The 21,975-nt window shown below is 73.3% G+C and carries 20 protein-coding genes; 12 read left to right on the top strand and 8 right to left on the bottom strand.

What is annotated here, in order from left to right; all coding sequences use genetic code 11:
- Nucleotides 1-8 precede the first annotated feature (8 nt).
- From DAI17_RS02045 to ilvA, 3 genes are read left to right on the top strand one after another with little or no spacing between them, the layout of a single operon-like run.
- On the top strand, nt 9-1,433 hold the full coding sequence (locus DAI17_RS02045; protein ID WP_107771225.1) for a glutamate mutase L: 1,425 nt from the start codon (nt 9-11) through the stop codon (nt 1,431-1,433).
- 60 nt (nt 1,434-1,493) lie between these two features.
- On the top strand, nt 1,494-2,813 hold the full coding sequence (locus DAI17_RS02050) for an AI-2E family transporter (protein WP_107771226.1): 1,320 nt from the start codon (nt 1,494-1,496) through the stop codon (nt 2,811-2,813).
- The gene (ilvA, locus tag DAI17_RS02055) at nt 2,810-4,054 is read left to right on the top strand and encodes a threonine ammonia-lyase (RefSeq protein WP_107771227.1); all 1,245 of its coding nucleotides are present in this window, start codon (nt 2,810-2,812) and stop codon (nt 4,052-4,054) included. The genes DAI17_RS02050 and ilvA overlap by 4 nt, the downstream gene beginning before the upstream one ends.
- A gap of 49 nt (nt 4,055-4,103) precedes the next feature.
- Here the strand turns inward: ilvA and greA are convergent, their stop codons facing one another.
- Both greA and DAI17_RS02065 read right to left on the bottom strand, forming a co-directional pair.
- A complete protein-coding gene (gene greA, locus DAI17_RS02060; RefSeq protein WP_107771228.1) occupies nt 4,104-4,601 on the bottom strand; it encodes a transcription elongation factor GreA in 498 nt (165 codons plus the stop codon).
- A gap of 237 nt (nt 4,602-4,838) precedes the next feature.
- Nucleotides 4,839-5,279, bottom strand: coding sequence for a DUF4307 domain-containing protein (locus tag DAI17_RS02065; protein WP_107771229.1), 441 nt, complete (start codon nt 5,277-5,279; stop codon nt 4,839-4,841).
- Nucleotides 5,280-5,467: 188 nt separating this feature from the next.
- Here DAI17_RS02065 and mca point away from each other — a divergent pair, with 188 nt between their 5' ends.
- From mca to DAI17_RS02080, 3 genes are all read left to right on the top strand, one after another.
- Complete coding sequence (gene mca / locus DAI17_RS02070) at nt 5,468-6,331, top strand: mycothiol conjugate amidase Mca (RefSeq protein WP_107771721.1); 864 nt, start codon at nt 5,468-5,470, stop codon at nt 6,329-6,331.
- A gap of 69 nt (nt 6,332-6,400) precedes the next feature.
- Entirely contained in the window at nt 6,401-6,670 is a 270-nt protein-coding gene (locus DAI17_RS02075; protein ID WP_107771230.1) for a hypothetical protein, read from the top strand.
- A 134-nt stretch (nt 6,671-6,804) separates the two neighbouring features.
- The gene (locus tag DAI17_RS02080) at nt 6,805-7,245 is read left to right on the top strand and encodes a cytidine deaminase family protein (RefSeq protein ID WP_107771231.1); all 441 of its coding nucleotides are present in this window, start codon (nt 6,805-6,807) and stop codon (nt 7,243-7,245) included.
- A 232-nt stretch (nt 7,246-7,477) separates the two neighbouring features.
- On the opposite strand, the gene catC is transcribed toward DAI17_RS02080, so the two are convergent.
- From catC to DAI17_RS02105, 5 genes are all read right to left on the bottom strand, one after another.
- Nucleotides 7,478-7,759, bottom strand: a complete 282-nt coding sequence (gene catC, locus DAI17_RS02085) for a muconolactone Delta-isomerase (protein ID WP_107771232.1) — start codon at nt 7,757-7,759, stop codon at nt 7,478-7,480.
- A 5-nt stretch (nt 7,760-7,764) separates the two neighbouring features.
- Nucleotides 7,765-8,634: a catechol 1,2-dioxygenase gene (gene catA, locus DAI17_RS02090; protein ID WP_107771233.1), complete on the bottom strand. Its 870-nt coding sequence runs from the start codon at nt 8,632-8,634 to the stop codon at nt 7,765-7,767.
- A 78-nt stretch (nt 8,635-8,712) separates the two neighbouring features.
- A complete protein-coding gene (locus DAI17_RS02095) occupies nt 8,713-9,813 on the bottom strand; it encodes a mandelate racemase/muconate lactonizing enzyme family protein (RefSeq protein ID WP_107771234.1) in 1,101 nt (366 codons plus the stop codon).
- Complete coding sequence (locus DAI17_RS02100; RefSeq protein WP_107771235.1) at nt 9,810-10,781, bottom strand: LysR substrate-binding domain-containing protein; 972 nt, start codon at nt 10,779-10,781, stop codon at nt 9,810-9,812. The genes DAI17_RS02095 and DAI17_RS02100 overlap by 4 nt, the downstream gene beginning before the upstream one ends.
- Nucleotides 10,782-10,951: 170 nt before the next feature.
- Nucleotides 10,952-11,917, bottom strand: coding sequence for a CHAD domain-containing protein (locus tag DAI17_RS02105; RefSeq protein WP_107771236.1), 966 nt, complete (start codon nt 11,915-11,917; stop codon nt 10,952-10,954).
- A 187-nt stretch (nt 11,918-12,104) separates the two neighbouring features.
- Here DAI17_RS02105 and benA point away from each other — a divergent pair, with 187 nt between their 5' ends.
- The 6 genes from benA to DAI17_RS02135 all read left to right on the top strand — a co-directional run bounded on the left by benA (nt 12,105) and on the right by DAI17_RS02135 (nt 21,238).
- Nucleotides 12,105-13,472, top strand: coding sequence for a benzoate 1,2-dioxygenase large subunit (gene benA, locus DAI17_RS02110; protein ID WP_107771237.1), 1,368 nt, complete (start codon nt 12,105-12,107; stop codon nt 13,470-13,472).
- A gap of 5 nt (nt 13,473-13,477) precedes the next feature.
- Entirely contained in the window at nt 13,478-14,029 is a 552-nt protein-coding gene (gene benB / locus DAI17_RS02115; RefSeq protein ID WP_234412090.1) for a benzoate 1,2-dioxygenase small subunit, read from the top strand.
- Between the two features lie 11 nt (nt 14,030-14,040).
- Nucleotides 14,041-16,749 (top strand): benzoate 1,2-dioxygenase electron transfer component BenC, encoded by a 2,709-nt coding sequence (benC, locus tag DAI17_RS02120; protein ID WP_325049842.1) that lies wholly within the window; start codon nt 14,041-14,043, stop codon nt 16,747-16,749.
- Nucleotides 16,750-17,065: 316 nt separating this feature from the next.
- On the top strand, nt 17,066-18,202 hold the full coding sequence (locus DAI17_RS02125; protein ID WP_234412092.1) for an MFS transporter: 1,137 nt from the start codon (nt 17,066-17,068) through the stop codon (nt 18,200-18,202).
- Entirely contained in the window at nt 18,199-20,880 is a 2,682-nt protein-coding gene (locus DAI17_RS02130) for a helix-turn-helix transcriptional regulator (protein ID WP_199904892.1), read from the top strand. The genes DAI17_RS02125 and DAI17_RS02130 overlap by 4 nt, the downstream gene beginning before the upstream one ends.
- Nucleotides 20,881-20,896: 16 nt before the next feature.
- The gene (locus DAI17_RS02135) at nt 20,897-21,238 is read left to right on the top strand and encodes a DUF2200 domain-containing protein (RefSeq protein WP_107771239.1); all 342 of its coding nucleotides are present in this window, start codon (nt 20,897-20,899) and stop codon (nt 21,236-21,238) included.
- On the opposite strand, the gene DAI17_RS02140 is transcribed toward DAI17_RS02135, so the two are convergent.
- Nucleotides 21,235-21,948, bottom strand: a complete 714-nt coding sequence (locus DAI17_RS02140) for an SDR family oxidoreductase (RefSeq protein WP_107771240.1) — start codon at nt 21,946-21,948, stop codon at nt 21,235-21,237. The two genes, DAI17_RS02135 and DAI17_RS02140, sit on opposite strands and share 4 nt — an antisense overlap.
- Nucleotides 21,949-21,975 lie beyond the last annotated feature (27 nt).

Below are 21,975 nucleotides of genomic sequence, written 5' to 3' on the forward strand. Positions count from 1 at the left end.
CCCCGGCCATGAACAGCCCTGAGGCCGGGAGCACGGCTGTCTGCGTGGACTTCGGGTCCACGTTCACCAAGGCGGCGCTGGTCGACCTCGAGCAGGGACGGATCGTCGCGGCCGCCAGCCACCCCACCACCCTGCCGACGGCGCTGCCGGACGGGGAGGTGGTCGGTGACGTCCTCGACGCGTACGACGCGTGCCTGGCGGCGCTCGCCGACCGGGACCCCCGCGCCCGCGACGCCGAGGTGCTGGCCTGCTCCAGCACCGGTGGTGGCCTGCGCATCGCCGTCGTGGGCAACGAGGAGCTCGTCACCGCCGAGGCCGGCCGTCGCGTGGCGCTGTCCAGCGGCGGCAAGGTCGTCGCGGTCCGGGCGGTGAGCCGCGGTGACGACCTCGCCGACCTCGGCGAGCCCGACGTGGTCCTGCTGACCGGCGGCACCGACGGCGGCAACGCCGAACCGCTGCTGGCCGCGGCTCGCGGGATCGTCGAGGGCGGGTGGCGCGGGCCGGTCGTGGTGGCCGGCAACGTGGAGGCGCAGACCGACGTCGCCGCGGTCCTGGGCGGGCTGCCGGTCGTGCTCGCCGACAACGTCGTGCCCCGCATCGGCGTCCTCGCCCCCGACAGCGCGCGGGCGGCCATCCGCGAGATGTTCCTGGCGCACGTCATCGGTGGCAAGCACCTCAGCTCCCGGGTCGCGGCCGACGGCCACGAGTTCACGTCCCTGGTCCGCGGAGCCACGCCCGACGTCGTCCTGACCGGGGTCGAGCTGCTCGCCCGCGGCCTCGGCCCGGAGGCCCCCGGCGCCGGCGACGTCGTCGTCGTGGACGTCGGCGGCGCCACCACCGACGTGCACAGCGTGGTCGAGCTGGACCCGGAGGACGCGAGCCTGGCACGCGACGTCGTCGCCCAGACCCCCGTGACCCGCACCGTCGAGGGCGACCTGGGCATGCGGTGGTCGGCGGTCAGCACGGTCGAGGAGGCCGGGCTGCCCGAGCTCGCCGCGGCGGCGTCGCGGCGGCACGACGACCCCGGCTTCCTGCCCGCCGACGACCCCGAGCACGAGGCCGAGGAACGGGACGCCGACGAGGCGATCGCCCGGGCCGCGATCGCCCTCGCGCTGCGCCGCCACGCCGGCCGCAGCAAGGTCGTCGTCAGCCCCGAGGGCCGCGTCGTCGAGCGCACCGGCAAGGACCTGCGCGAGGTCGACCTGCTCGTGGGGTCAGGCGGCGTGCTGCGGCACGGCACCGACGGCGTCGTACGACGCGTGCTCGCGCCCAGCACCGGGGCGCACGTCGAGGGCGGGTGGCAGCTCCCGCGGTCGCCGCGGGTGGTCGTGGACCGCGACTACGTGCTGGCCGCCGCCGGGCTTCTCGTCGCCGAGCACCCCGTGGCGGCGCACCGGCTGGTGCAGCGGCTGGCGACTGCGGCCACCGAGTGAGTGCCGCCGTCGGGTGAGCGCCGCCGATGAGTAGCCTGCACCCGTGAGGGAGACGAGCCGGTGAGCACCGGTCACGACGCCGGGCACGGCGCTGCGGGCGACGCCGACGACGCGCGCCGCGAGCGCCGGGCCTCCCAGCTGGTGCAGCAGTGGGCCGCGCTGCGGGCCGAGCGCCGCCCCGAGCCGATCGCCATCACCACCGGGACCAGCAACTTCAGTCGCGCCCAGGTGCCGTGGGGGCTCGACCTGGCCGCTGCCTGGTCATGGCGGATCATCATCATCGCCGTCGCCGCGCTCGGGATCGCCCGGGTGCTCGCCTACTTCGCGGTCATCACGCTGCCGCTGGCGATCGCCCTGCTGATCGCCGCGCTCGTCGGGCCGGCCGTGGCCCGGCTCCAGTCGGTCGGGCTGCCGCGGCCGTTGGCCACCGGCATGGTGATGATCGTCGGGATCGCCTTCGTCGGGCTGCTGCTGACCTACGTCGGCCAGCAGGTCGCCACCGGCGCCCAGGACCTCGCGGCGTCCGTGGTCGAGGGCCTCGGGCAGGTCCGGCGATGGCTGCTGTCCGGGCCGCTCAACCTCACCGACAGCCAGCTCGAGGGCTGGATCGAGTCAGCCCAGCGCACCATCACCGAGCAGTCCCGCGAGGGCGGCGCGCTGACCCGGGTGACCGAGGTCGGCACCGTGGTCGGGCACGTGGTGGCGGGCTTCTTCATCATCCTGTTCGCCACCTACTTCTTCCTCGCCGACGGCGACCGCATCTGGGCCTGGCTGGTGCGCCTGGCCCCGCGCGCGGCACGCGAGCACGTCGACGGCTCGGGCCGGGTCGCGTGGATCTCCCTGACCCAGTTCGTCCGGGCCACGGTGCTGGTGGCGCTGGTCGACGCCCTCGGCGTCATGGCCGTCGCCGCCGTCCTCGGCGTGCCGTTCGTGCTGGCGATCGGCGTGCTCGTCTTCCTGGGTGCGTTCGTGCCGATGGTGGGCGCCACGGTCGCCGGCCTCGTCGCCATCCTGGTCGCCCTCGTCGACCAGGGACCGATCACCGCGCTGCTCATGCTGGGCGGCGTGATCCTGGTCCAGCAGATCGAGGGGCACGTGCTCCAGCCGTTCCTCATGGGCCGCTTCGTCTCCCTCCACCCGCTCGGCGTCATCGTCGCGATCGGGTGCGGCGTGCTGGTGGCGGGCATCGCCGGCGCGCTGGTCGCCGTACCCCTCGCCGCCGCCGCCAACGCCGTGGTCAACCACCTCGCCAGCGACCCGGAACCCGAGGACTTCGACTCCCCGGTGACCTCGGACGAGGAGGAGGCCGAGGTGGAGGAACGAGTGGACGAGCACGACCAGCCCGACCAGCCGGCAGGACGAGAAGGAACCGAAGCGTGACCGACGACCACACCCCCGACACCGCACCCGACCCGGCGGCCCCCGTCACCCTCGCCGACATCGAGGTCGCCCGCGAGGTGCTCGCGGACATCGCCGTGCGCACACCCATGGAGGAGTCCCGCTGGCTCTCGGCCCTGGCCGGCGGGCCGGTCAGCCTCAAGTGCGAGAACCTCCAGCGCACCGGCTCCTTCAAGATCCGCGGCGCCTACCTGCGCATCTCGCGACTCTCACCGGAGGAGCGCGCGCACGGCGTGGTCGCGGCCAGCGCCGGCAACCACGCGCAGGGCGTCGCGCTGGCCGCCAGCACGCTGGGCATCCGGTCGACCGTCTTCATGCCCGAGGGCGCGCCGATCCCCAAGGAGAAGGCCACCCGGGGGTACGGCGCCGACGTGCGGTTCCACGGCCGCTACCTCGAGGACGCGCTCGCCGAGGCGCGCCGCTTCGCCGACGAGACCGGGGCCGTCCTCATCCACCCCTTCGACCACCGCGACATCGTCACCGGCCAGGGCACCGCCGGGCTCGAGGTGCTCGACCAGGCACCCGAGGTGCGCACGGTGCTGGTGCCGACCGGCGGCGGCGGACTGCTGGCCGGGATGGCCATCGCCATCAAGGCGCTGCGTCCCGACGTGCGCGTGGTCGGGGTGCAGGCCGAGGGTGCCGCTGCGTTCCCCGGGTCGCTCAAGGCGGGCAGCCCGGTGGCGCTGGAGTCGATGACCACGATGGCCGACGGCATCGCGGTCGGCCGTCCCGGCGACATCACGTTCGCCGCGGTCCAGCAGCACTGCGACGACATCATCACCGTCTCCGAGGAGTCGCTGTCGCGGGCGCTGCTGGCCCTGGTCGAGCGCGCCAAGATGGTCGTGGAACCCGCCGGCGCGGCGGCCGTGGCGGCCATCCTCGACGACCCGACCGCCTTCGAGACCCCGGCCGTCGCCGTGCTCTCGGGCGGCAACATCGACCCGCTCCTGCTCAGCAAGGTGATCCGCCACGGCCTGGCCGCCGCCGGCCGCTACCTCTACCTCCGCGTCGTCATCCCCGACCTGCCCGGCGGGTTGGCGGGCCTGCTCCACGAGGTCGGCGAGGCGGGCGCCAACGTGCTCGAGGTCGCCCACGAGCGGATCTCGCCGACCCTGACCCTCAACGAGGTCGAGGTGCGCATCCAGCTCGAGACGCGCGGGGCCGAGCACGCCGAGGGCGTCATGGCCCGGCTGCGCGAGCGGGGCTACCGGGTCTACGAGTGACGAACGGCCCCCGTCCGAGGACGGGGGCCGTTCGTGGAATGCCAGCGGGTCAGGAGCGGTAGGGCTCCGCGTCGAGGATCTCGACGGTGACGGCCTTGCCGTTGGGGGCCTCGTAGGTCACGGTCTCACCCTTGGACTTGCCGTTGATCGCGGCGCCCATCGCCGACTGCGGCGAGTAGACGTCGAGCTTGTCGCCCTCGGCGAGGTTCTCGCGGGCGCCGAGGAGGAACTTCTCCTCCTCGTCGAAGTCGACCATCTTGACGGTGACGACCATGCCGGGCTCGACGACGCCGTCGTTGGGCGGGGTCTCGCCGACCTCGGCGCGGCGCAGCATGTCCTCGAGCTGGCGGATGCGGGCCTCCTGCTTGCCCTGCTCGTCCTTGGCGGCGTGGTAGCCGCTGTTCTCCTTGAGGTCGCCCTCGTCACGAGCCGCGGAGATGCGCTCGATGATCTCCTGGCGGCGAGGACCCTTGAGGTCCTCGAGCTCGGCCCGGAGCTTGTCGAAGGCGTCCTGGGTCAGCCAGATGGTGCCGGCGTCCTGGGTCATGTCGTACTCCTACGGTGTGGATCGAGAGTCAGTGTGGGTGCGACGATCTGCACCCCACGTCGTGGTGGTGATGGTGACTGTCTGCGTTCGTGCGGTGCGCTCGCGGCCGACGACGGGCCGGCGCTGCCACGCGGGCAGACCTCCACACTAGCAACCCGGACGCGTCGACGCAGGCCGATCGTCCACCCCACGGGGTGGGTGGACCGGGCCGCCCGTGACCGGCAGGCGCGCCGGACGTCAGCGGGGGCGCTGCTGGTCGGGCGTCGTGCAGCCCACCAGCTCGACGCTCGTGGCCCGGCGCTCGGTGCGCACCTCGACCTCGTTGCGGCCGTCGGTGGGGGTGAAGGCGAGCTCCCCGACCGTCATGTGGTCCTCGGCAAGGGCCCGGACGCGGCAGCTCGCGTCGACTCCCCGCTCCAGGGAGACCTGCACGACGGCGGTCGCCGAGTGCTCGCCCGCGACGTCGTAGGCGGTGAGCTCGGACTCCACGGCCGGGCTGCCGTGGAACCACGCCGCCCACGCGACCCACCCGACGAAGACGAGAGCGACGACCGCGACGCTCGCGAGCAGCGCGGTACGTCGCCACGGGGCGGGCACGCCGTACCGCTCGGAGAGGTCGGTGCCCCGGGGTGAGGCCGACGGTGGGGTCGGCGGTCCGGTCGGCGGCGGCTGGTTCACGCCCCCAGCCTAGAAACTATGCTCCAACCATGCCGCAGGAGACCCCCGACCGCGCCGCCAGCACCGACGACGCCGAGAGCGCCGGCAACAGCCACCGCGCCGCCCGAGCAGTCCGGTCGACGTTCGACGGAGCGCCGGTGCTCCCGTCCGACGTCCGCAGGTCCCCGTCGAGCGGTCCCCGCGCCGGAATGCGCCTGATGCACGTGCACGCCCATCCCGACGACGAGTCGAGCAAGGGCGCCGCGTCGACGGCGAAGTACGTCGCGGAGGGCGTCGACGTGCACGTCGTCACCTGCACCGGCGGCGAGCGGGGATCGGTCCTCAACCCCAAGATGGACCGACCCGACGTCTGGGAGAACATCACCGAGATCCGGCGCGAGGAGATGCACCGCGCCCGCGACATCCTCGGCGTGCGGCAGGACTGGCTCGGCTTCGTCGACTCCGGCTGGCCGGAGGGCGACCCGCTGCCCCCGCTGCCCGAGGGCTGCTTCGCGCTGGTGCCGCTGGAGGAAGCGACCGAGCGGCTGGTGCGGCTCATCCGCGACTTCCGACCGCACGTCATGACGACGTACGACGAGCGCGGCGGCTACCCGCACCCCGACCACATCCGCTGCCACGAGGTCTCGGTGGCGGCCTACCACGCGGCCGGCGACCCCGAGCGGTTCCCCGACGCGGGGGAGCCGTGGCAGCCGGCCAAGCTCTACTACCACCACGGCTGGAGCTGGGCGAAGACCAACGCGCTCCACGAGGCGATGCTCGCCCACGACCTCGAGTCGCCCTACGAGGAGCGGCTGAAGAACTGGGAGCGCGAGCCGGACTGGGACGACCGGATCACCACGCGGGTGCCGTGCGGGGAGTACTTCGGCGTGCGCGACCAGGCGCTGCTGGCGCACGCCACCCAGATCGATCCGGACGGCTTCTGGTTCGCGATCCCGCGCGAGATCCAGCAGAAGACCTGGCCGACCGAGGACTACGAGCTCGTGGTGAGCCACGTCGAGTCGTCGGTGCCCGAGGACGACCTGTTCGCCGGGATCACGCCCGACCCGGCCTGACGGTCCCGCCTGACGGTCAGCCGGTGCCCTGGTGACGCCGGGCTGGGAGGCCTGGCGGATACTGGACCCATGCTCGACCTGCTGCTGATCCCCCTGTCCGACAAGACGCCCGAGCCCGAGGACGTCAAGGCCGGTTGGACGGCGCTGATCATCTTCCTGCTGCTGGCCGTCTCGGTGGCCGTCCTGGGCTTCAGCCTCGTCAAGCAGCTCCGCAAGGCGCAGGCGGCCAAGGACGCCGGTCTGTACGGCGACGAGCCGGTAGACCCGACGGCCGGCGGGTCGGCGGACCGCGACGAGCAGTCCCCGCGTCCCGACGACGGCGCGGACCACCGGGCCTGAGACCCGACCCGAGCCACCCCGTGCTGGGTCGCGTGTGTGTCCGACGTTGGACGGACAGCATCGGCACTGGCATCGGGCGTTCACGACCCCGACCTGGCTACTGCCTGCGTCCGGCGGTCCGTCACCCTAGAGTCATGTTCTTCCCCAGCGGCCGCGCCCTGAACGACGGCGACCTCGCCCTGCTCGACCTCGCCACCCGGACCATCGACGCGAACACCGATGCCGCCTCGGTCGACGACGACGGGGTCCACACCGTGGGGGCTGCCGTCTTGGCGGACGACGCTCGCATGTTCGCCGGCGTGAACCTGTACCACTTCACTGGCGGGCCCTGCGCCGAGCTCGTCGCCCTCGCGTCAGCCCGCGCCGGCGGAGCACGGGAGATCCTCACCATCGTTGCGGTGGGGGACGGTGGGCGCGGTGTCCTGAGCCCCTGCGGACGGGACCGCCAGGTCCTTGTCGACTACTACCCTCGGTGCCGGGTGATCGTCCCCTCGCCCGAAGGCCCGCTCAGCGTCCTGGCCACCGACCTGCTCCCGGGCAGCTTCCGCGGCCCGGAGGCCGTCGAGCGTCCCTAGGTCGAGGCGCAGCACTGCCGCGCCTCGCGGGTCCCCGCGCCGGCCGCGCACGTCCCGACCGTCGCCACGGTCCGCGAGCGCATCGCCGCAGATCAGATCCGGTGACTGGTGTCGACAAGAGGGACACGTCCACCGAGACCCGACCCGGGCCACCCCGTGCTGGCCGGACCGGGTGCCCGCCCCACGCGGCGGGCCGTGCTCAGGTGGCCCGGTCGGACGCGGTCGGACGTGGTCAGGCACGGACGTCGCTGGGGTGCGACGCCAGCGGCGTGACCTGGATGTCCATGTGGGGGAAGAGCGGGAGCCCGGACAGCACCTCGTGCAGTCGGTCGTGGGAGTCCACGTCGAAGACCGAGTAGTTGGCGTACTCGCCGACGACCCGCCAGATGTGGGGCCACTCGCCCGACCGCTGCAGCTCCTGGCTGTAGGCCTTCTCGCGGGCGAGCAGGTCGGCGCGCGCCTGCCCGACCAGGGTGTCGGGCAGGCGCACGTCCATCCGGACCAGGTACAGCACCCGGCTCAGCCCTTGACCGGGTCGAGGACGAACCCGTAGTCGACGGTCGCGGTGCCGTCGTCCTGCTGCTTCGGGTCGAGGATCAGCTCGGGCTTGACGGCGCTGGCGATGTCGTCGTCGTTGTGCTCGTCGCCCGGGAAGTAGAGCTGCGCGGTCAGCAGCTCGTGGCCGGGCGCCGACACCTTGACGTGCAGGTGGGCCGGGCGCCAGGCGTGCCAGCCGGCGGCGGCGATCAGCTTGCCGCAGGAGCCGTCGGTGGGGATCTGGTAGGGCGCGGGCTGCACGGTCGTGATCTCGAACCGGCCCTCCTCGTCGGTGGTGAACGAGCCGCGCAGGTTCCACTCGGGGATGCCGGGGGCGAACTGGGAGTAGAAGCCGTCGTCGTCGGCGTGCCAGAGCTCGACCTTGGCGCCGCCGAGGGCGGAGCCGTCGGTCGAGGTGACCTGCCCGCTCCACACGAGCGGGGTGCCGCCCTCGTCCTCCCGCATCGGGATGGTGCCGCGGGCGCCCTGCTCGGGGGCGTCCGGGACGTAGTAGGGGCCCTCGATCGAGCCCTTGTTGCCCTCGCGGTGCTCGGTGGCGACGTCCTCGACGACGTGCTCGAGCCACACGTCGAGGAAGAGCGGCCACTCGCCGTCCTCGCCGACGCTGATCAGCCACGCCTTGAGGGCGTTGAACTCGTCGTAGGTGACCTTGTGCTTGCGGACCGTGGCATAGATGGCCTCGAGGACCTCGCGGGCCAGGGTGTCGACGCGCTCCTTCGGGACGTCCTTGACGGCCTCGAAGGGCGACTTGTCGGTGTGGAACCGCTCGGTGGCGCTGGCGCCGGAGGCGGCCGCGCTGGCGGTCTCGGTGGGGTGGGCGGTGGTGGTCATGGCGGAATCTCCTCGGGATGGTGCGGATCGGTGGTGCAGGTCGGTGATGCGGATCGGTGGTGCGGATCGGTGGTGCGGTCAGTCCTGGCGGTAGTGCGCGAGCTTGTCCGGGTCGATCTCGACCCCGAGCCCGGCGCCCGGTCGGATGGTCAGCTCGCCGTCCCGGATCTCCAGGGGCTCGGTGAGCAGGTCGTCGCTCATGTCGAGGAAGTTGGACAGCTCCCCGGCGCGCCGTGAGGTGAGCTCGAAGGCAGCGCCGAAGGAGACGGTGCAGACGGAGCCGAGCTGGCTGTCGATCTGGTTGCCCATGACGACCTCGAGGCCGAGTCCCTCGGCGAGGTGGTGCACCCGCCGGCTCTGGGTGAAGCCGGTCCGGGAGGTCTTGATGCTGACCGCGGTGGCCGAGCCGCCGAGGACCTCGCGGGTGACGTCGGCGGGTGTGGGCACGGACTCGTCTGCGATGAAGGGGACGTCGAGCTGCTGGACGAGCCAGCGCCGGCCCAGGACGTCGTCGGCGGGGCAGAGCTCCTCGGCGAAGGTGAGGCCCAGGTCGGACATCTCCCTCATGGCGCGGGCCGACTCGGACGCCGACCAGCCGCGGTTGCCGTCGACGTACAGCTCGACCTCCTCGCCGAGACCCTCGCGCAGGGCGCGGACGACGGCGGTGTCGAGGGTGTGGGGGTGACGGCCCACCTTGACCTTGAACGTGGTGATGCCGTGGGTGTCGCGCATCCGCTCGGCCTCGGCGACCATCGCGGCGGGGGAGTCGAAGCCGAGCATGTGCGAGACGCGCATGCGGTCGGACCAGCCGCCGAGGAGCTCGTTGACCTGGTAGCCGAGCGTGCGGCCCAGGGCGTCCCACACCGCCATGTCGAGGGCGGCCTTGGCGACGGGGTTGGCCACGGTGCGGTTGAGCCGGGCGTGGATCTGCTCGCGCTCCATCAGGCCCAGCCCCACCACGGCGGGGGCGAAGAGGGAGTCGATGACCGCGACGACACCGGCCTGGGTCTCCCCGTAGGTGAACGGACGCGGCGGGGCGTCGGCGATCCCGACGACCCCGTCGTCGGTGTGCACGCGCACCAGCACGTGCTCGGCGACGCGCACCTCGCCGCTGGCGAACTTGAGCGGCTTGGCGTAGGGGATCGCGTAGGGGATCGCCTCGACGGCGGTGATCTTCATCGGTCGGCCTCTTCGGACTGGTGGGTCGGTGCCTGCTGGCGGGACGGGCTGGACGGGCTGGGCTCGGCTGCCCGGACGGGGGAGTCGGGGAAGGTGCCGGCGGACTCCAGCGACGCGAGCACCGCGCGGACCAGGGAGGAGTCGGTGTCGGCGCGCCAGGCGCAGGCGAGCTCGACGGTGGCGCTGTCGGTGACGTCGCGGAAGACCACGCCGGCGAGCGGCAGGGCACGGGCGGACGCGGGCACCAGGGCGATGCCGAGCCCGGCGGCGACGAGGGCGAGCAGGGCGGCGGTGCCGGGCGCCTCGTGCTCCTTGCGGGGCGCGAAGCCGGCCTCGGTGCAGCTGCGCAGCACCGCGTCGTTGACCGCGGAGTGGGAGTCGGCGAAGAGGATGAGCTCCTCGGTGCGCAGGTCGGCCATCGCGACCACCGGCTCGGTGGCCAGCCGGTGGTCGGCGGGCGCGGCCAGCACCAGGGGCTCGATCTCGATCGTGCGCAGCGCCAGCCCCTCGCCCGACACCGGGGGGCGCAGGATGCCGATGTCGAGGCTGCCGTCGAGCAGCCCGGCGGTCTGGGCGGGGGTCAGCAGGTCGGCGTGGATCTCCAGGGCGACGCCGGGCAGGTCGCTCTTGACGGCCCGGGCGATGCGCGGCAGCTCCGTGAAGGCGGCCGAGCCGGTGAAGGCGATGCGGACCAGGCCCAGGCGGCCATCGGCGATGCGACGTACGCCGCGCACGCTGTCCTCGACGGCGTCGAGCACGCGGGTGGCCTCGCCGAGCAGGAACTCGCCCGCGGGGGTCAGGGCGACGTGACGGGTGGTGCGGGTGAACAGCGCGGTGCCGAGCTCCTTCTCGAGCTGGCGGATCGCCTGCGAGAGGGCGGGTTGCGCGAGGTGGAGCCGCTCGGCGGCGCGGCCGAAGTGACGGGTCTCCGCGACGGCGGCGAAGTAGCGCAGGTGGCGCAGCTCCATGTCCTCGACCTCCGTACGGCTCTGGGGTGTGTGGGTGTCCGGACGGGAGTGCCCGGCGGGGGTGTGGTGGCCGTCACCACGATCAATTCACGGTAGGTCTGAATATTCATCGATGACAAGGACGCGTTAGGCGATGATTGATAGGTCCCGTTGATCAATGACACCCTGGGTCAGACCCAGGATTTTGTCCGGATCCGCCGCCACGCCTTCTCGAAGTCCCGGACCGCCGCCTCGCCGCGCGCCTCCTCGAGCGCGTGCAGCCGGCCGAAGGTGAAGCCGTTCTCCGCCTCGCCGTGCGCCTGCGCGCCGTACTCGCGGAGCAGGGCCCGGGACACGACGGAGTCCTGGTGCTCCCCGAGCGAACGCTGCACCGCCGTCGCCCGGCGGACCAGCTTGTCGGCACGCTTGCCCAGGACCGGCGCGGCCGCCTCCGCGGCGTACCGCAGCCGCTTGGCCTTCTTGCGCGCCTCGTGCAGGGCCAGGTCCCGGTCCTGCCCCTCGCGCTCCTCGGCGGCCTCGACGGCGCGGCGCAGCCGCTCGAGGTCGCGGCGCAGCAGGTCGGGCAGGAGGTCGCGGGCCGGCTCCTGCGCTCGGGCACCGAGGGGCGGCTCGAGGACGAGCTGGTCCAGGGCGTCGAGCAGGCGGGCGCTCCTCTCGTCCTCGAGGGCGCGCAGCGCCCGCTCGCGGCCGCGCCGCTCGGCGCCGCGCAGCCCGTCGTCGATACGGCTCGCCACCGGACCCAGGACCAGCTCCGGAGGCTGGGCCTCCAGCATCGCGAGGAGGCGCTCGCGCAGCACCTGGGCGTCCCGGGCCGGGCTCAGCTCCTGCCCCAGCCACCGCAGCTCGTCGCGGACCCCGTCGGGCGTCCCGCCCTCGAGGACCGGGCCGAAGGTGGTGAGCGCCGAGCGCAACCGTCGCGCGGCGATGCGCATCGCGTGCACCGATCCGTCCTCGTGCCCCCGGACACGACGTCCCTGCTCGTGCAGGGCGGCGAGCTGGCCGGCCAGGCGGTGGCGCAGGACGACGGCGGTCGAGGCGTCCCGGAGCTGCTCGCGCAGCTGCGTGCGGGTCAGGTCGCCCGGCAGGTCGGCAGGGGCCAGGGGGAGCGGGACCGCGTCCCAGTGCTCGATCGCCATTCCTCATTGTCGACCCCTCGAGGGTCCGCCGAAAAGATCCGGCCGATCGATAAGCCCCGCCGATCAATGACCCCCCGGGCCAGACCTAGGCATTGCCCTCGTGTGACGACCGCCACGCGGTGCCACTGTTCTGCGAACGCCCAGCAGGAGCACCCGACAGCCAGCACGGAACGCCTGGAGGAACCCCATGACCGAGACGCTCTCCGACCGCACGACCCACCTGGAGGGAGTGCTCGCCGACGCCGTCGTCGAGGACGCCGAGGCCGGCGCCTACCGGGCCAACCGGCGCATCTTCACCGACGAGGAGCTCTTCGAGCTGGAGATGAAGCACATCTTCGAGGGCAACTGGATCTACCTCGCCCACGAGAGCCAGCTCCCCGAGCCGGGCGACTACTTCACGACGTACATGGGTCGCCAGCCGGTCGTCATCACGCGCGACAAGGACGGCGAGCTGCACCTGCTGATCAACGCCTGCGCGCACCGCGGGGCGATGATCTGCCGCCGCAAGACCGACAACCGGACGACGCTGACCTGCCCGTTCCACGGCTGGACCTTCCGCAACGACGGCACGCTGCTCAAGGTCAAGGACCCCGACGGCGCCGGCTACCCGGCGAGCTTCGACACCAACGGGTCGCACAACATGACCAAGGTGGCGCGGTTCGACAGCTACCGCGGCTTCCTGTTCGGGAGCCTCAACCCCGACGTCAGCACCCTCGAGGAGCACCTCGGCGACACCACCAAGGTGATCGACATGCTCGTCGACCAGTCGCCCGAGGGCCTGGAGGTGCTGCGCGGCTCGTCGACCTACACCTACGACGGGAACTGGAAGGTGCAGGCCGAGAACGGCGCCGACGGCTACCACGTGACCGCGACCCACTGGAACTACGCGGCCACCACCTCGCGCCGCAACACCGGCGAGTCCGCCAACTCCACCAAGACCCTCGACGCCGGCAGCTGGGGCAAGTCGGGCGGCGGCTACTGGTCCTACCCCAACGGTCACCTGTGCCTGTGGACGTGGGCCGGGAACCCCGAGGACCGACCCCTGTGGGACCGGATGGAGGAGCTGAAGGAGAGGTACGGCGACGCCAAGGGCGAGTTCATGGTCAAGGGCAGCCGCAACCTGTGCCTCTACCCGAACGTGTACCTGATGGACCAGTTCTCCACGCAGATCCGGCACTTCCGGCCGATCGCGCCGGACCAGACCGAGGTCACCATCTACTGCATCGCCCCCAAGGGCGAGAGCGCCGAGTCGCGGGCCTGGCGGATCCGGCAGTACGAGGACTTCTTCAACGCCTCCGGCATGGCGACCCCCGACGACCTGGAGGAGTTCCGCTCCTGCCAGCTCACCTTCCGGGCCACCGCCGCGCCGTGGAACGACATGAGCCGCGGTGCCGAGCACTGGCTCACCGGGCCCGACGAGGTCGCGACCGCCCTCGACATGCCGGGCGTGATCTCGGCGGGCCTCAAGAACGAGGACGAGGGGCTCTACCCCGTCCAGCACGGCTACTGGCTCGACACCATGCGCGCCGCGCTCGAGACCGAGAAGGGGGCCTGAGCGCGATGGGCACCGACGCCATGACCACGACCCAGCAGACCGGCACCGACCTGGACGTCACCGCCGACCTCGTCCTCCAGCACGCGGTCGAGCAGTTCCTCTACCGCGAGGCGCGCCACCTCGACGACCGCGAGTTCGAGAAGTGGCTCGAGTGCTACGCCGACGACGTCGTCTACTGGATGCCCGCCTGGGGCGACGACGACGAGCTCACTCAAGACCCGCAGCGCGACATCTCGCTGATCTACTACCCCAACAAGGGTGGCCTGGAGGACCGGGTCTTCCGGATCCGCACCGAGCGCTCGTCGGCGACCTCGATCCCCGAGCCGCGCACCAGCCACAACATCACCAACGTCGAGGTGATCGAGCAGCGCGGTGCGCTGGTCGACGTGCGCTTCAACTGGCACACCATGTACTTCCGCTACAAGACGATCGACCCCTACTACGGCACGACGTTCGCCACGATCGACTTCTCCGGACCCTCGCCCCTCATCCGTCGCAAGACCGTGGTGCTCAAGAACGACTACATCCACCACGTCGTCGACGTGTACCACTTCTGAGGTCGCCTGCGATGACCACTGCGATGACCACGACCGACACGACCCAGCCGACGGCCCACCAGGTCGCGCTGAGCTTCGAGGACGGCGTCACCCGCTTCATCCGGTGCGCCGAGGACCAGACCGTCGCCGACGCGTCGTACCGCTCGCGCATCAACATCCCGCTCGACTGCCGCGACGGCGCCTGCGGCACCTGCAAGGCGCTGTGCGAGTCGGGGGAGTACGACGGGGGCACCTACATCGAGGACGCGCTCTCGCCCGCCGAGTCGGCCGACGGCTACGTGCTGCCGTGCAGCATGAAGCCGCGCTCGGACCTCGTGCTCCAGATCGCCAGCACCAGCGAGGTCGCCAAGACCCGCGCGGCGACCTACACCGGTGAGATCACCCGCCTCGAGCGGCTCTCCCCGACCACGGTCGCCTTCACCGTCGAGACGCCCGAGCGGGACCAGCTGGCGTTCCTGCCCGGCCAGTACGTCAACGTCGCCGTGCCCGGCACCGAGGAGACCCGGTCCTACTCCTTCAGCAGCGCCCCGGACGACAAGGAGCTGTCCTTCCTGGTCAAGCTCACCCCCGGCGGCGTCATGTCGACCTGGCTGTCCGAGCAGGCGGCCGTCGGCGACGAGGTCCGCTTCACCGGACCGCACGGCAGCTTCTTCCTGCGCGAGGCCGAGCGTCCCCTGCTGCTGCTCGCCGGCGGCACGGGCCTGGCGCCGATCCTCTCGATCCTCCGGCGGCTCCGGGACACCGGCAGCACGCGACCGACCCACCTCGTCTACGGCGTGAGCACCGACGACGACCTGGTCGAGCTCGACCGGCTCGCCGAGCTCGCGGCCTCGATGCCGTCGCTCACCTGGGACCACTGCGTATCCGACCCGTCGAGCCGGGCGGAGAACAAGGGCTACGTGACGACGCTGGTCCGGCCCGAGCACCTGTACGGCGGCGACGTCGCGGTCTACCTCTGTGGCCCGCCCCCGATGGTCGAGGCGGTGCGCTCGCACTTCGCCGACCAGGGCGTCGTGCCGACCGGCTTCTACTACGAGAAGTTCGCGCTCTCCGGACCCGCGACCCCGGCCGGCGACACACCGGCCCTCGACACCCCTGCCCTCGACACCCCGGCCGGCGGTGCGCCAGCCACAGAACCGGTTGAGCAGAAGGTGGCTGAGGCACCGCTCGCGGGCGAGTCCCCGGGTGACGCGCCGGCCGGCGGTGAGGCAGCCACGAAGCCGGCCGCGCAGAAGGTGGCTGGCGCACCGCTCGCGCGGGTCCCGCGGCACCTCGTCTCCCGCGCGATCGCGGGTCGGGAGGTGCTGCCGGCGTCGGACCTGTCGCCGCTGGGCGCCGGGGCGTCGTACGCCGTGCCCCGCGCGGCCTCCCGCGAGGTCGCCGGCCAGGAGATGCTGGCCGCGACCGACCTCGCGCCGCTGGTCGAGCCCGAGCCGCAGGCAACGGAGGTCGTCGCCGCCGGCGGCTACGAGATCGGCGAGGAGCACCCCTCGGTCACCGAGTCCGACGCGATCTTCGAGGCCCGCCAGGCGCTCGAGCTCGGCGCCCTCGAGCTGGTCCTGGGCCGCCTCACCAGCCGGCAGCTGGCGGGCCACCGCCTGCTCGCCGAGGGCTGCGTGCCCTACGTCGAGGGCGACCGGTTCGTCGACGCCGCGGCGTACACCGAGACCAACGCGGCCTTCCACGACTACCTCTTCACCCTCACCGGCAACGAGCACCTGCTGCAGGCCTACCAGGCCCTCGGCGTGAAGGGCCGGATGGAGGAGGTGCTGCGGACGGCGACCTGGTGCGAGCCGCGCTGCGCGCAGGACCACCTCGACCTCGTGGACGCGATCGAGTCGGGCGACCGCCAGGCCGCCCGCACCCTCGTGATCGAGCACGCGGAGCGCTCCAAGGCGACGATGCGCCGCGCGATGGCCGACGCCGAGGTCGAGCAGCGCCCGGCCTTCGTGACGCCCGGCCGCTTCGCCGGCAAGGTCGTCGTCGTCACCGGGGCCGCCCAGGGCATCGGCGAGCGCACCGCGCGCCGGATCGCCGCCGAGGGCGGCACGCTCGTGCTGGCCGACCGCTCCGACCTCGTGTCGGGGTTGGCCGAGGAGCTCGGCGCCGTCCCCGTGCTGTGCGACCTGGAGCGGTACGACGGCGCGCGCGCCATGGTCGAGGAGGCCGACGGTCGCCTCGGCCGGGTCGACGTGCTGGTCAACAACGTCGGCGGCGCGATCAACTTCAAGCCGTTCACCGAGTTCACCGACACCGAGATCGCCGCGGAGGTCGACCGCTCGCTGATGACGACCCTCTACGCCTGCCGCGCCGTGCTGCCCGGCATGGTCGACCGCGGGCGCGGCGTGATCGTCAACGTGTCCTCGGCCGCCACCCGCGGCATCCACCGGATCCCCTACAGCGCCGCCAAGGGCGGCATCAACGCGATCACCGCCTCGCTCGCCCTCGAGTACGCCGACGCCGGCATCCGCGTGGTCGCGACCGCGCCCGGGGGCACCGAGGCGCCGCCGCGCCGGATCTCCCGCGGGACCCCCGAGGCGCGCACGGAGCAGGAGAAGGCCTGGTTCCGGGCGCACGTCGACCAGACGCTCGAGCACTCGCTCCTGCACCGCTACGGCACGCTCGACGAGCAGGCCGCCGCCATCACCTTCCTCGCCTCCGACGAGGCGTCGTACATCACCGGCACCGTCCTCCCGGTCGCCGGCGGTGACCTGGGCTGACGTCCCGCCAGCCCGCACCACCTCCCTCACCACCTCCCTCACCACCTCCCTCACCGCTGCCACCAGCAGACTGGAGAAACCGTCATGCCCGAACGCACCTCCGCCACGGAACGGCGACCCGACGAGGCACTCGACCGGCGCCGCCGCCGGTCGGTCGCCTGGGTCGTCGCCCTCTCGACGGCCGCGCTGGTCTTCGACGGCTACGACCTGGTCGTCTACGGCACCGTCGTGCCGACCCCTCCTCGCCGACCCCAGCCACCTCGGGACGCTGACCCCGACCCAGGCCGGCACGCTGGGCAGCTATGCCCTCATCGGCGTGCTGGTCGGCGCCCTCACCGCCGGCGCCGTCGGCGACCGGATCGGCCGCCGCAAGGTGATGCTGGTCAACCTTGCGTGGTTCTCGATCGGGATGGCGATCACGGCCACGACCCAGAGCGTGCAGACCTTCGGGCTGTTCCGGTTCCTCACCGGGGTCGGGGTCGGCGCGCTCGTCGCGACCGTCGGCGCCCTGGTCGCGGAGTTCGCGCCGCCGGGCCAGCGCAACCGCTACAACGCGATCGTCTACAGCGGCATCCCGGCCGGCGGCGTCCTCGCCGCCCTCGTCGCCCTCGGGCTGGGCGACGCGATCGGCTGGCGCGGGCTGTTCTGGGTCGGCGCCCTGCCCATCGTGCTGCTCCTCCCACTCGCCGTGCTGTTCCTCCCCGAGTCGCCCAAGTGGCTGGTGGCCCGCGGCCGGTACGCCGAGGCCGAGCGCGTCGCCGCCCGCACCGGCCTGCCTGTCCCGGCGCCCGAGACCGACGTTCCCGACAAGGTCGGCTTCCCGGCCCTGGCGACCCGCGGGCTCGCGCTCCCGACGTTCCTCCTCGGGATGATGAGCTTCGCCGGCCTGCTGCTGACCTACGGCCTCAACACCTGGCTCCCGCAGATCATGGGGGAGCAGGGCTACGGCAAGGCCTACTCGCTGACCTTCCTGCTGATCCTCAACCTCGGTGCGATCGTGGGCGGCCTCGCCGCGTCCCTGGCCGCCGACCGGCTCGGGGCCAAGCGGGTCGTCGCGTCGACCTTCGTCCTGGCCGCGATCACCCTGGCCATGCTGCCCCTGGACCTGCCGGCCGGCCTGCTCTTCGCGGCCGTGGCGCTGGCCGGCGTCGGGACGATCGGCACCCAGGTGCTCATCTACGGGCTCGTGTCCAACTACTACCCGACCACGGCCCGCGCGGCCGGGGTGGCGTGGTGCGCCGGCTTCGGCCGGCTGGGCGGCATCGTCGGCCCGATCATCGGCGGGGTGCTCGTCGGTGCCGGGGTCGGCGGCTCCACGGCCTTCCAGCTGTTCGCCGTGGTCTCCCTCCTCGGGGCGCTGGTCACCAGCCTGGTCCCGCGGTCCCGGCACGCGGAGCCCGCGCCCGTTCGCGAGGAGCCGGCGACGGAGGTGGGGTCTACGGTTGCGGCGTGACCGCAGCCGACCCGGCACTGATCGCCCGTGAGGCCGAGCTCGCCGACCTGGACCAGCTGATGGCCCGGGTCGGCGAGCTCGGTCCCGCGCAGGCGGTCGTCACCGGGTCGCCCGGCTCGGGCCGCACCAGCCTCGTGACGTCGTACGCCGCACGGCACGGCGCCGCCCTGACCGCACGGGGCGCCGCCTGGGAGACGGGCGTCGAGCTCGGGGTCGCCTCGCAGCTGCTCCGGACGGCCGAGCTGCCCGCCGACCTGCTCGACGTCGCCGCGCTGCTGGCCGAGCGTGCCGGCGGCACCACGGAGCGGCCCGGGCTGGTGGTCGTCGACGACGCGGCGGTCGCCGATCCCGCATCCCTCCAAGCGCTGTCCACCGCGGTGCACCACCACCGGGACCGCCCGTTCCTGGTGCTCCTGGTGACGAGCGTCGGGGAGCCGGTGCCCGCGACCGCCACGTTGCTCGACGCGGTGCGGGACCGGGTCGTCGTACCCCCGCTGGACGCGCGCGGCGTGCACGAGCTCGCCGCAGCCCACGGGGTCGCGCTCCACGCGTCCCTGGCCGAGCGGCTCCGCGTGCACACCAGTGGACTGCCGGCACACGTCGTCCGGCTGGTCGAGGAGCTGCCGCGCGACACCTGGGCGAGCTTCGACCCCGAGCTCCCGGCACCGTCCGTGGTCGCGGCCGACGTGGATGCCCGGATGCGGGCGCTCGAGCCCGACGTCGCCGCCCTCGTCGAGGCCGTGTGCGTGCTGGGCGCGGGCACGTCCGTCGCCGACGCCGCGAGGCTGGCCGGGACCCCGGACCCGCTTGCCGCCCTCGACGGGGCCGTGGCAGCCGGGCTGCTGCGCGTCAGCGAGCGGCGCCGGGCGCACACGCTCGCCCCCGCGGACCCGATGGTCGCGGCGGCCGTCCTGGCCCGCCTCGGACCACGGCGGACCGCCGAGTGGCACGAGCGTGCGGCGACCGTGGTGGCCGACCCCGCGGCGCGGCTGCTGCACCGCGTGGCCGCCACCGTGCTGCCAGACCCGACCCTGGCCGACGAGCTCGAGGACCTGGCCGTCCAGCAGGCCGCGACGGGTTCCTGGGCCGCGGCCGCCGACCTGCTCGCCCGGGCCAGCCGGCTCACGGAGGAGGTGACGCTGCGCGAGCTGCGGCTCGCGCGGGCGGTCGACGCCCTGGTCGGCTCGGGGGACACTCTCGCCGCCGTGACGCTGCTGCCCGAGGTGGAGAGCCTGCGCGAGACGCCGCTGCGCAACGCGGTGCTGGGCTACCTCGCCGTGGTCCGCGGCCGTCCCGCCGAGGCCGAGACCTGGCTGCGGCGCGCGTGGGACCTGGTCAACGTCGAGCGCGAGCCGGACGTCGCGGCGACGATCTGCCAGCGCTGGGTGCTGCACAGCCTGGCGCGGATCCGCGGCGCTGACCTGGTCGAGTGGGCGGACCGCGCGATCGCCCTCGTCCCGGCGGAATCCCCGGCCGCGGTCGAGGCCGCGGCGATCCGGGGGCTCGGGGTCGCCGGCACCGGACGCCCGCGGGAGGCGCTGGCCGACTACGAGCGGCTCGCGGCGGAGGTGGGGCACGGCGCGCAGGCCCAGCGCGTGACCATGGGCAAGGGCTGGCTGCACCTGGTGGTCGACGAGGTCGACGAGGCCCGGGCGGCGCTGGAGTCGGCGCTGCCGACCGGTTTCTCGGGCGGGTCCACCCGGATCTCGCTGTGGGCGCACGCCTGGCTGGCGCGGGCTCAGTTCGTGACCGGTGACTGGGACGACGCCCTGCGGACGGTCCGCGACGGCGTCGAGCTCGTCGAGCGCTCGGGCATGACGCTGGTCGGCCCGCTGCTGTGCTGGACCCGCGCCCAGGTGCTCGCCCTGCGCGGCGACTGGGACGGCGCGGAGCAGGCGCTGCGCGACGGCGAGGCCGGCGTGCGCGACTACGAGATCATGCGGGTGTCGTCGTGCCTGGCCCGGGCCCAGGTGGCCGAGGCGCGCGCCGACTACGCGGGCGTCGTCCGCGCCCTCGAGCCGTTGCGGGAGCCCTGGGCGGGCCCCGGTGTGGACGAGCCCGGCGCCTGGCCGTGGCCCGACGTCTACGCCAACGCGCTGGTCGTCGAGGGACGGTACGACGACGCGGACGCCTTCCTGCGCCCGCACGAGGCGCTCGCCCACGAGCGCGGGCACCGATCGGCGACGGCACGCCTGGGCTACGCGCGCGGCCGGCTGCTGGGCGCCCAGGGCGACCTGCACGCCGCCCGCGAGTCCTTCGAGCACTCGCGTGCCCTGCTGGCCGACACCCCGCTGCGCTGGGACCGGGCGCGCGTCAGCTTCGCCTACGGCCAGACCCTGCGCCGCGCCGGCAAGCGGCGCGAGGCGGACGCCGTCATGGCCACGGCCCGCCACCTCTACGCGGCGCTCGGTGCGACGACGTACGTCGCCCGCTGCGACCGCGAGCTCAAGGCGGGGGGCGTGCATGCGGCGCGCGGCGTCGAGCAGCCGGTGGACGCGCTGACACCCCAGGAGGAGGCGGTCGCGGCCCTCGTCGCCAGCGGCCTGTCCAACCGCGAGGTCGCGGCCGAGCTGTTCGTCTCGATGAAGACGGTGCAGTACCACCTGACCCGCATCTACGCGAAGCTCGGCGTCCGCTCCCGGACCGAGCTGGCGGTCCAGCGCGCGGGCGGGTCGTGAGGACTACCCTGCGAGGATGAGCCGCATCTTCACCACGAGCTTCGCCTCGGTCTACCCGCACTACGTCGCCAAGGTGGAGCGCAAGGGGCGCACGAAGGCCGAGCTCGACCAGGTCATCGAGTGGTTGACCGGCTACGACGAGGTGGAGCTGGCGCGTCACCTGGCGGACGGCACGACCTGCGAGGACTTCTTCGCCGAGGCTCGGCTCAACCCGCGGGCCTCCGCGATCACGGGTGTGGTGTGCGGGGTGCGCGTGCAGGACGTCGAGGACCCGCTGATGCGACGGATCCGCTACCTCGACAAGCTGGTGGACGAGCTCGCCCGGGGCAAGGCGATGGACAAGGTGCTGCGGGCCTAGCCCCGTGCCTGACCGGAGTAGGGCACCTCGCTGGCCCACTCCTCCTCGGCCGTGGTGACGGCCCCCCAGATCGCGTCGGCGACGCGGTCGGGGGTGAAGTCGCCCTCCCGTGCCAGGGTGCCGCGGACCGTGACCGAGACCGCCCGGATGCCGTCCGGCGCCAGCGTGGCGTCGAGGCTGCGCACGAGGTTGCGCACGCCGGCCTTCTGCACGCCGAGCGAGGCGGCGCCGTGCCAGGGGCGGTCGGCGGCCATGCTGCCGGTGACGCTGATCCTGCTCCCGGCCGCGAGGAAGGGACGCGCCGCCTGGACCGCCGTCAGCAGTGCTCCGACGCCCAGCGCCACGTCCTCGAGCAGCTCGGGGACGCTCAGCTCCAGCGGGTCCTTCTCGCGGTAGGCGCTGGGGTTGAAGTGGAGGACGTCGACGTGCCCCCAGGCTTCGCCCATGCCCCGCACCGCGCTGGTCGCGGCACCGGTGTCGGTGACGTCGACGGTGGCTGAGCGGACGGTCGCGCCGCGCCGCTCGAGGTCGGTGGTGAGGTCGTCGAGCACTCGTTGGTCCGTGCCCAGCAGCCCGACGTCGTACCCCTCGTCGGCGAAGCGCCGGGCCACCGACCCGCTCACGCCGGGACCGGCGCCCACGACGACGAGGACGGGACGGGTCCCGCCCCGGGCGGGTGCGGCGGCGGGGGTCGGCTCGGGTGCGGTCATCCGCCGATCATGCTGCACCCGACCGGT

The sequence above is a fragment of the Nocardioides sediminis genome (genome assembly GCF_003047295.1).
In the GTDB taxonomy this organism is placed as follows: Bacteria; Actinomycetota; Actinomycetes; order Propionibacteriales; family Nocardioidaceae; genus Nocardioides; species Nocardioides sediminis.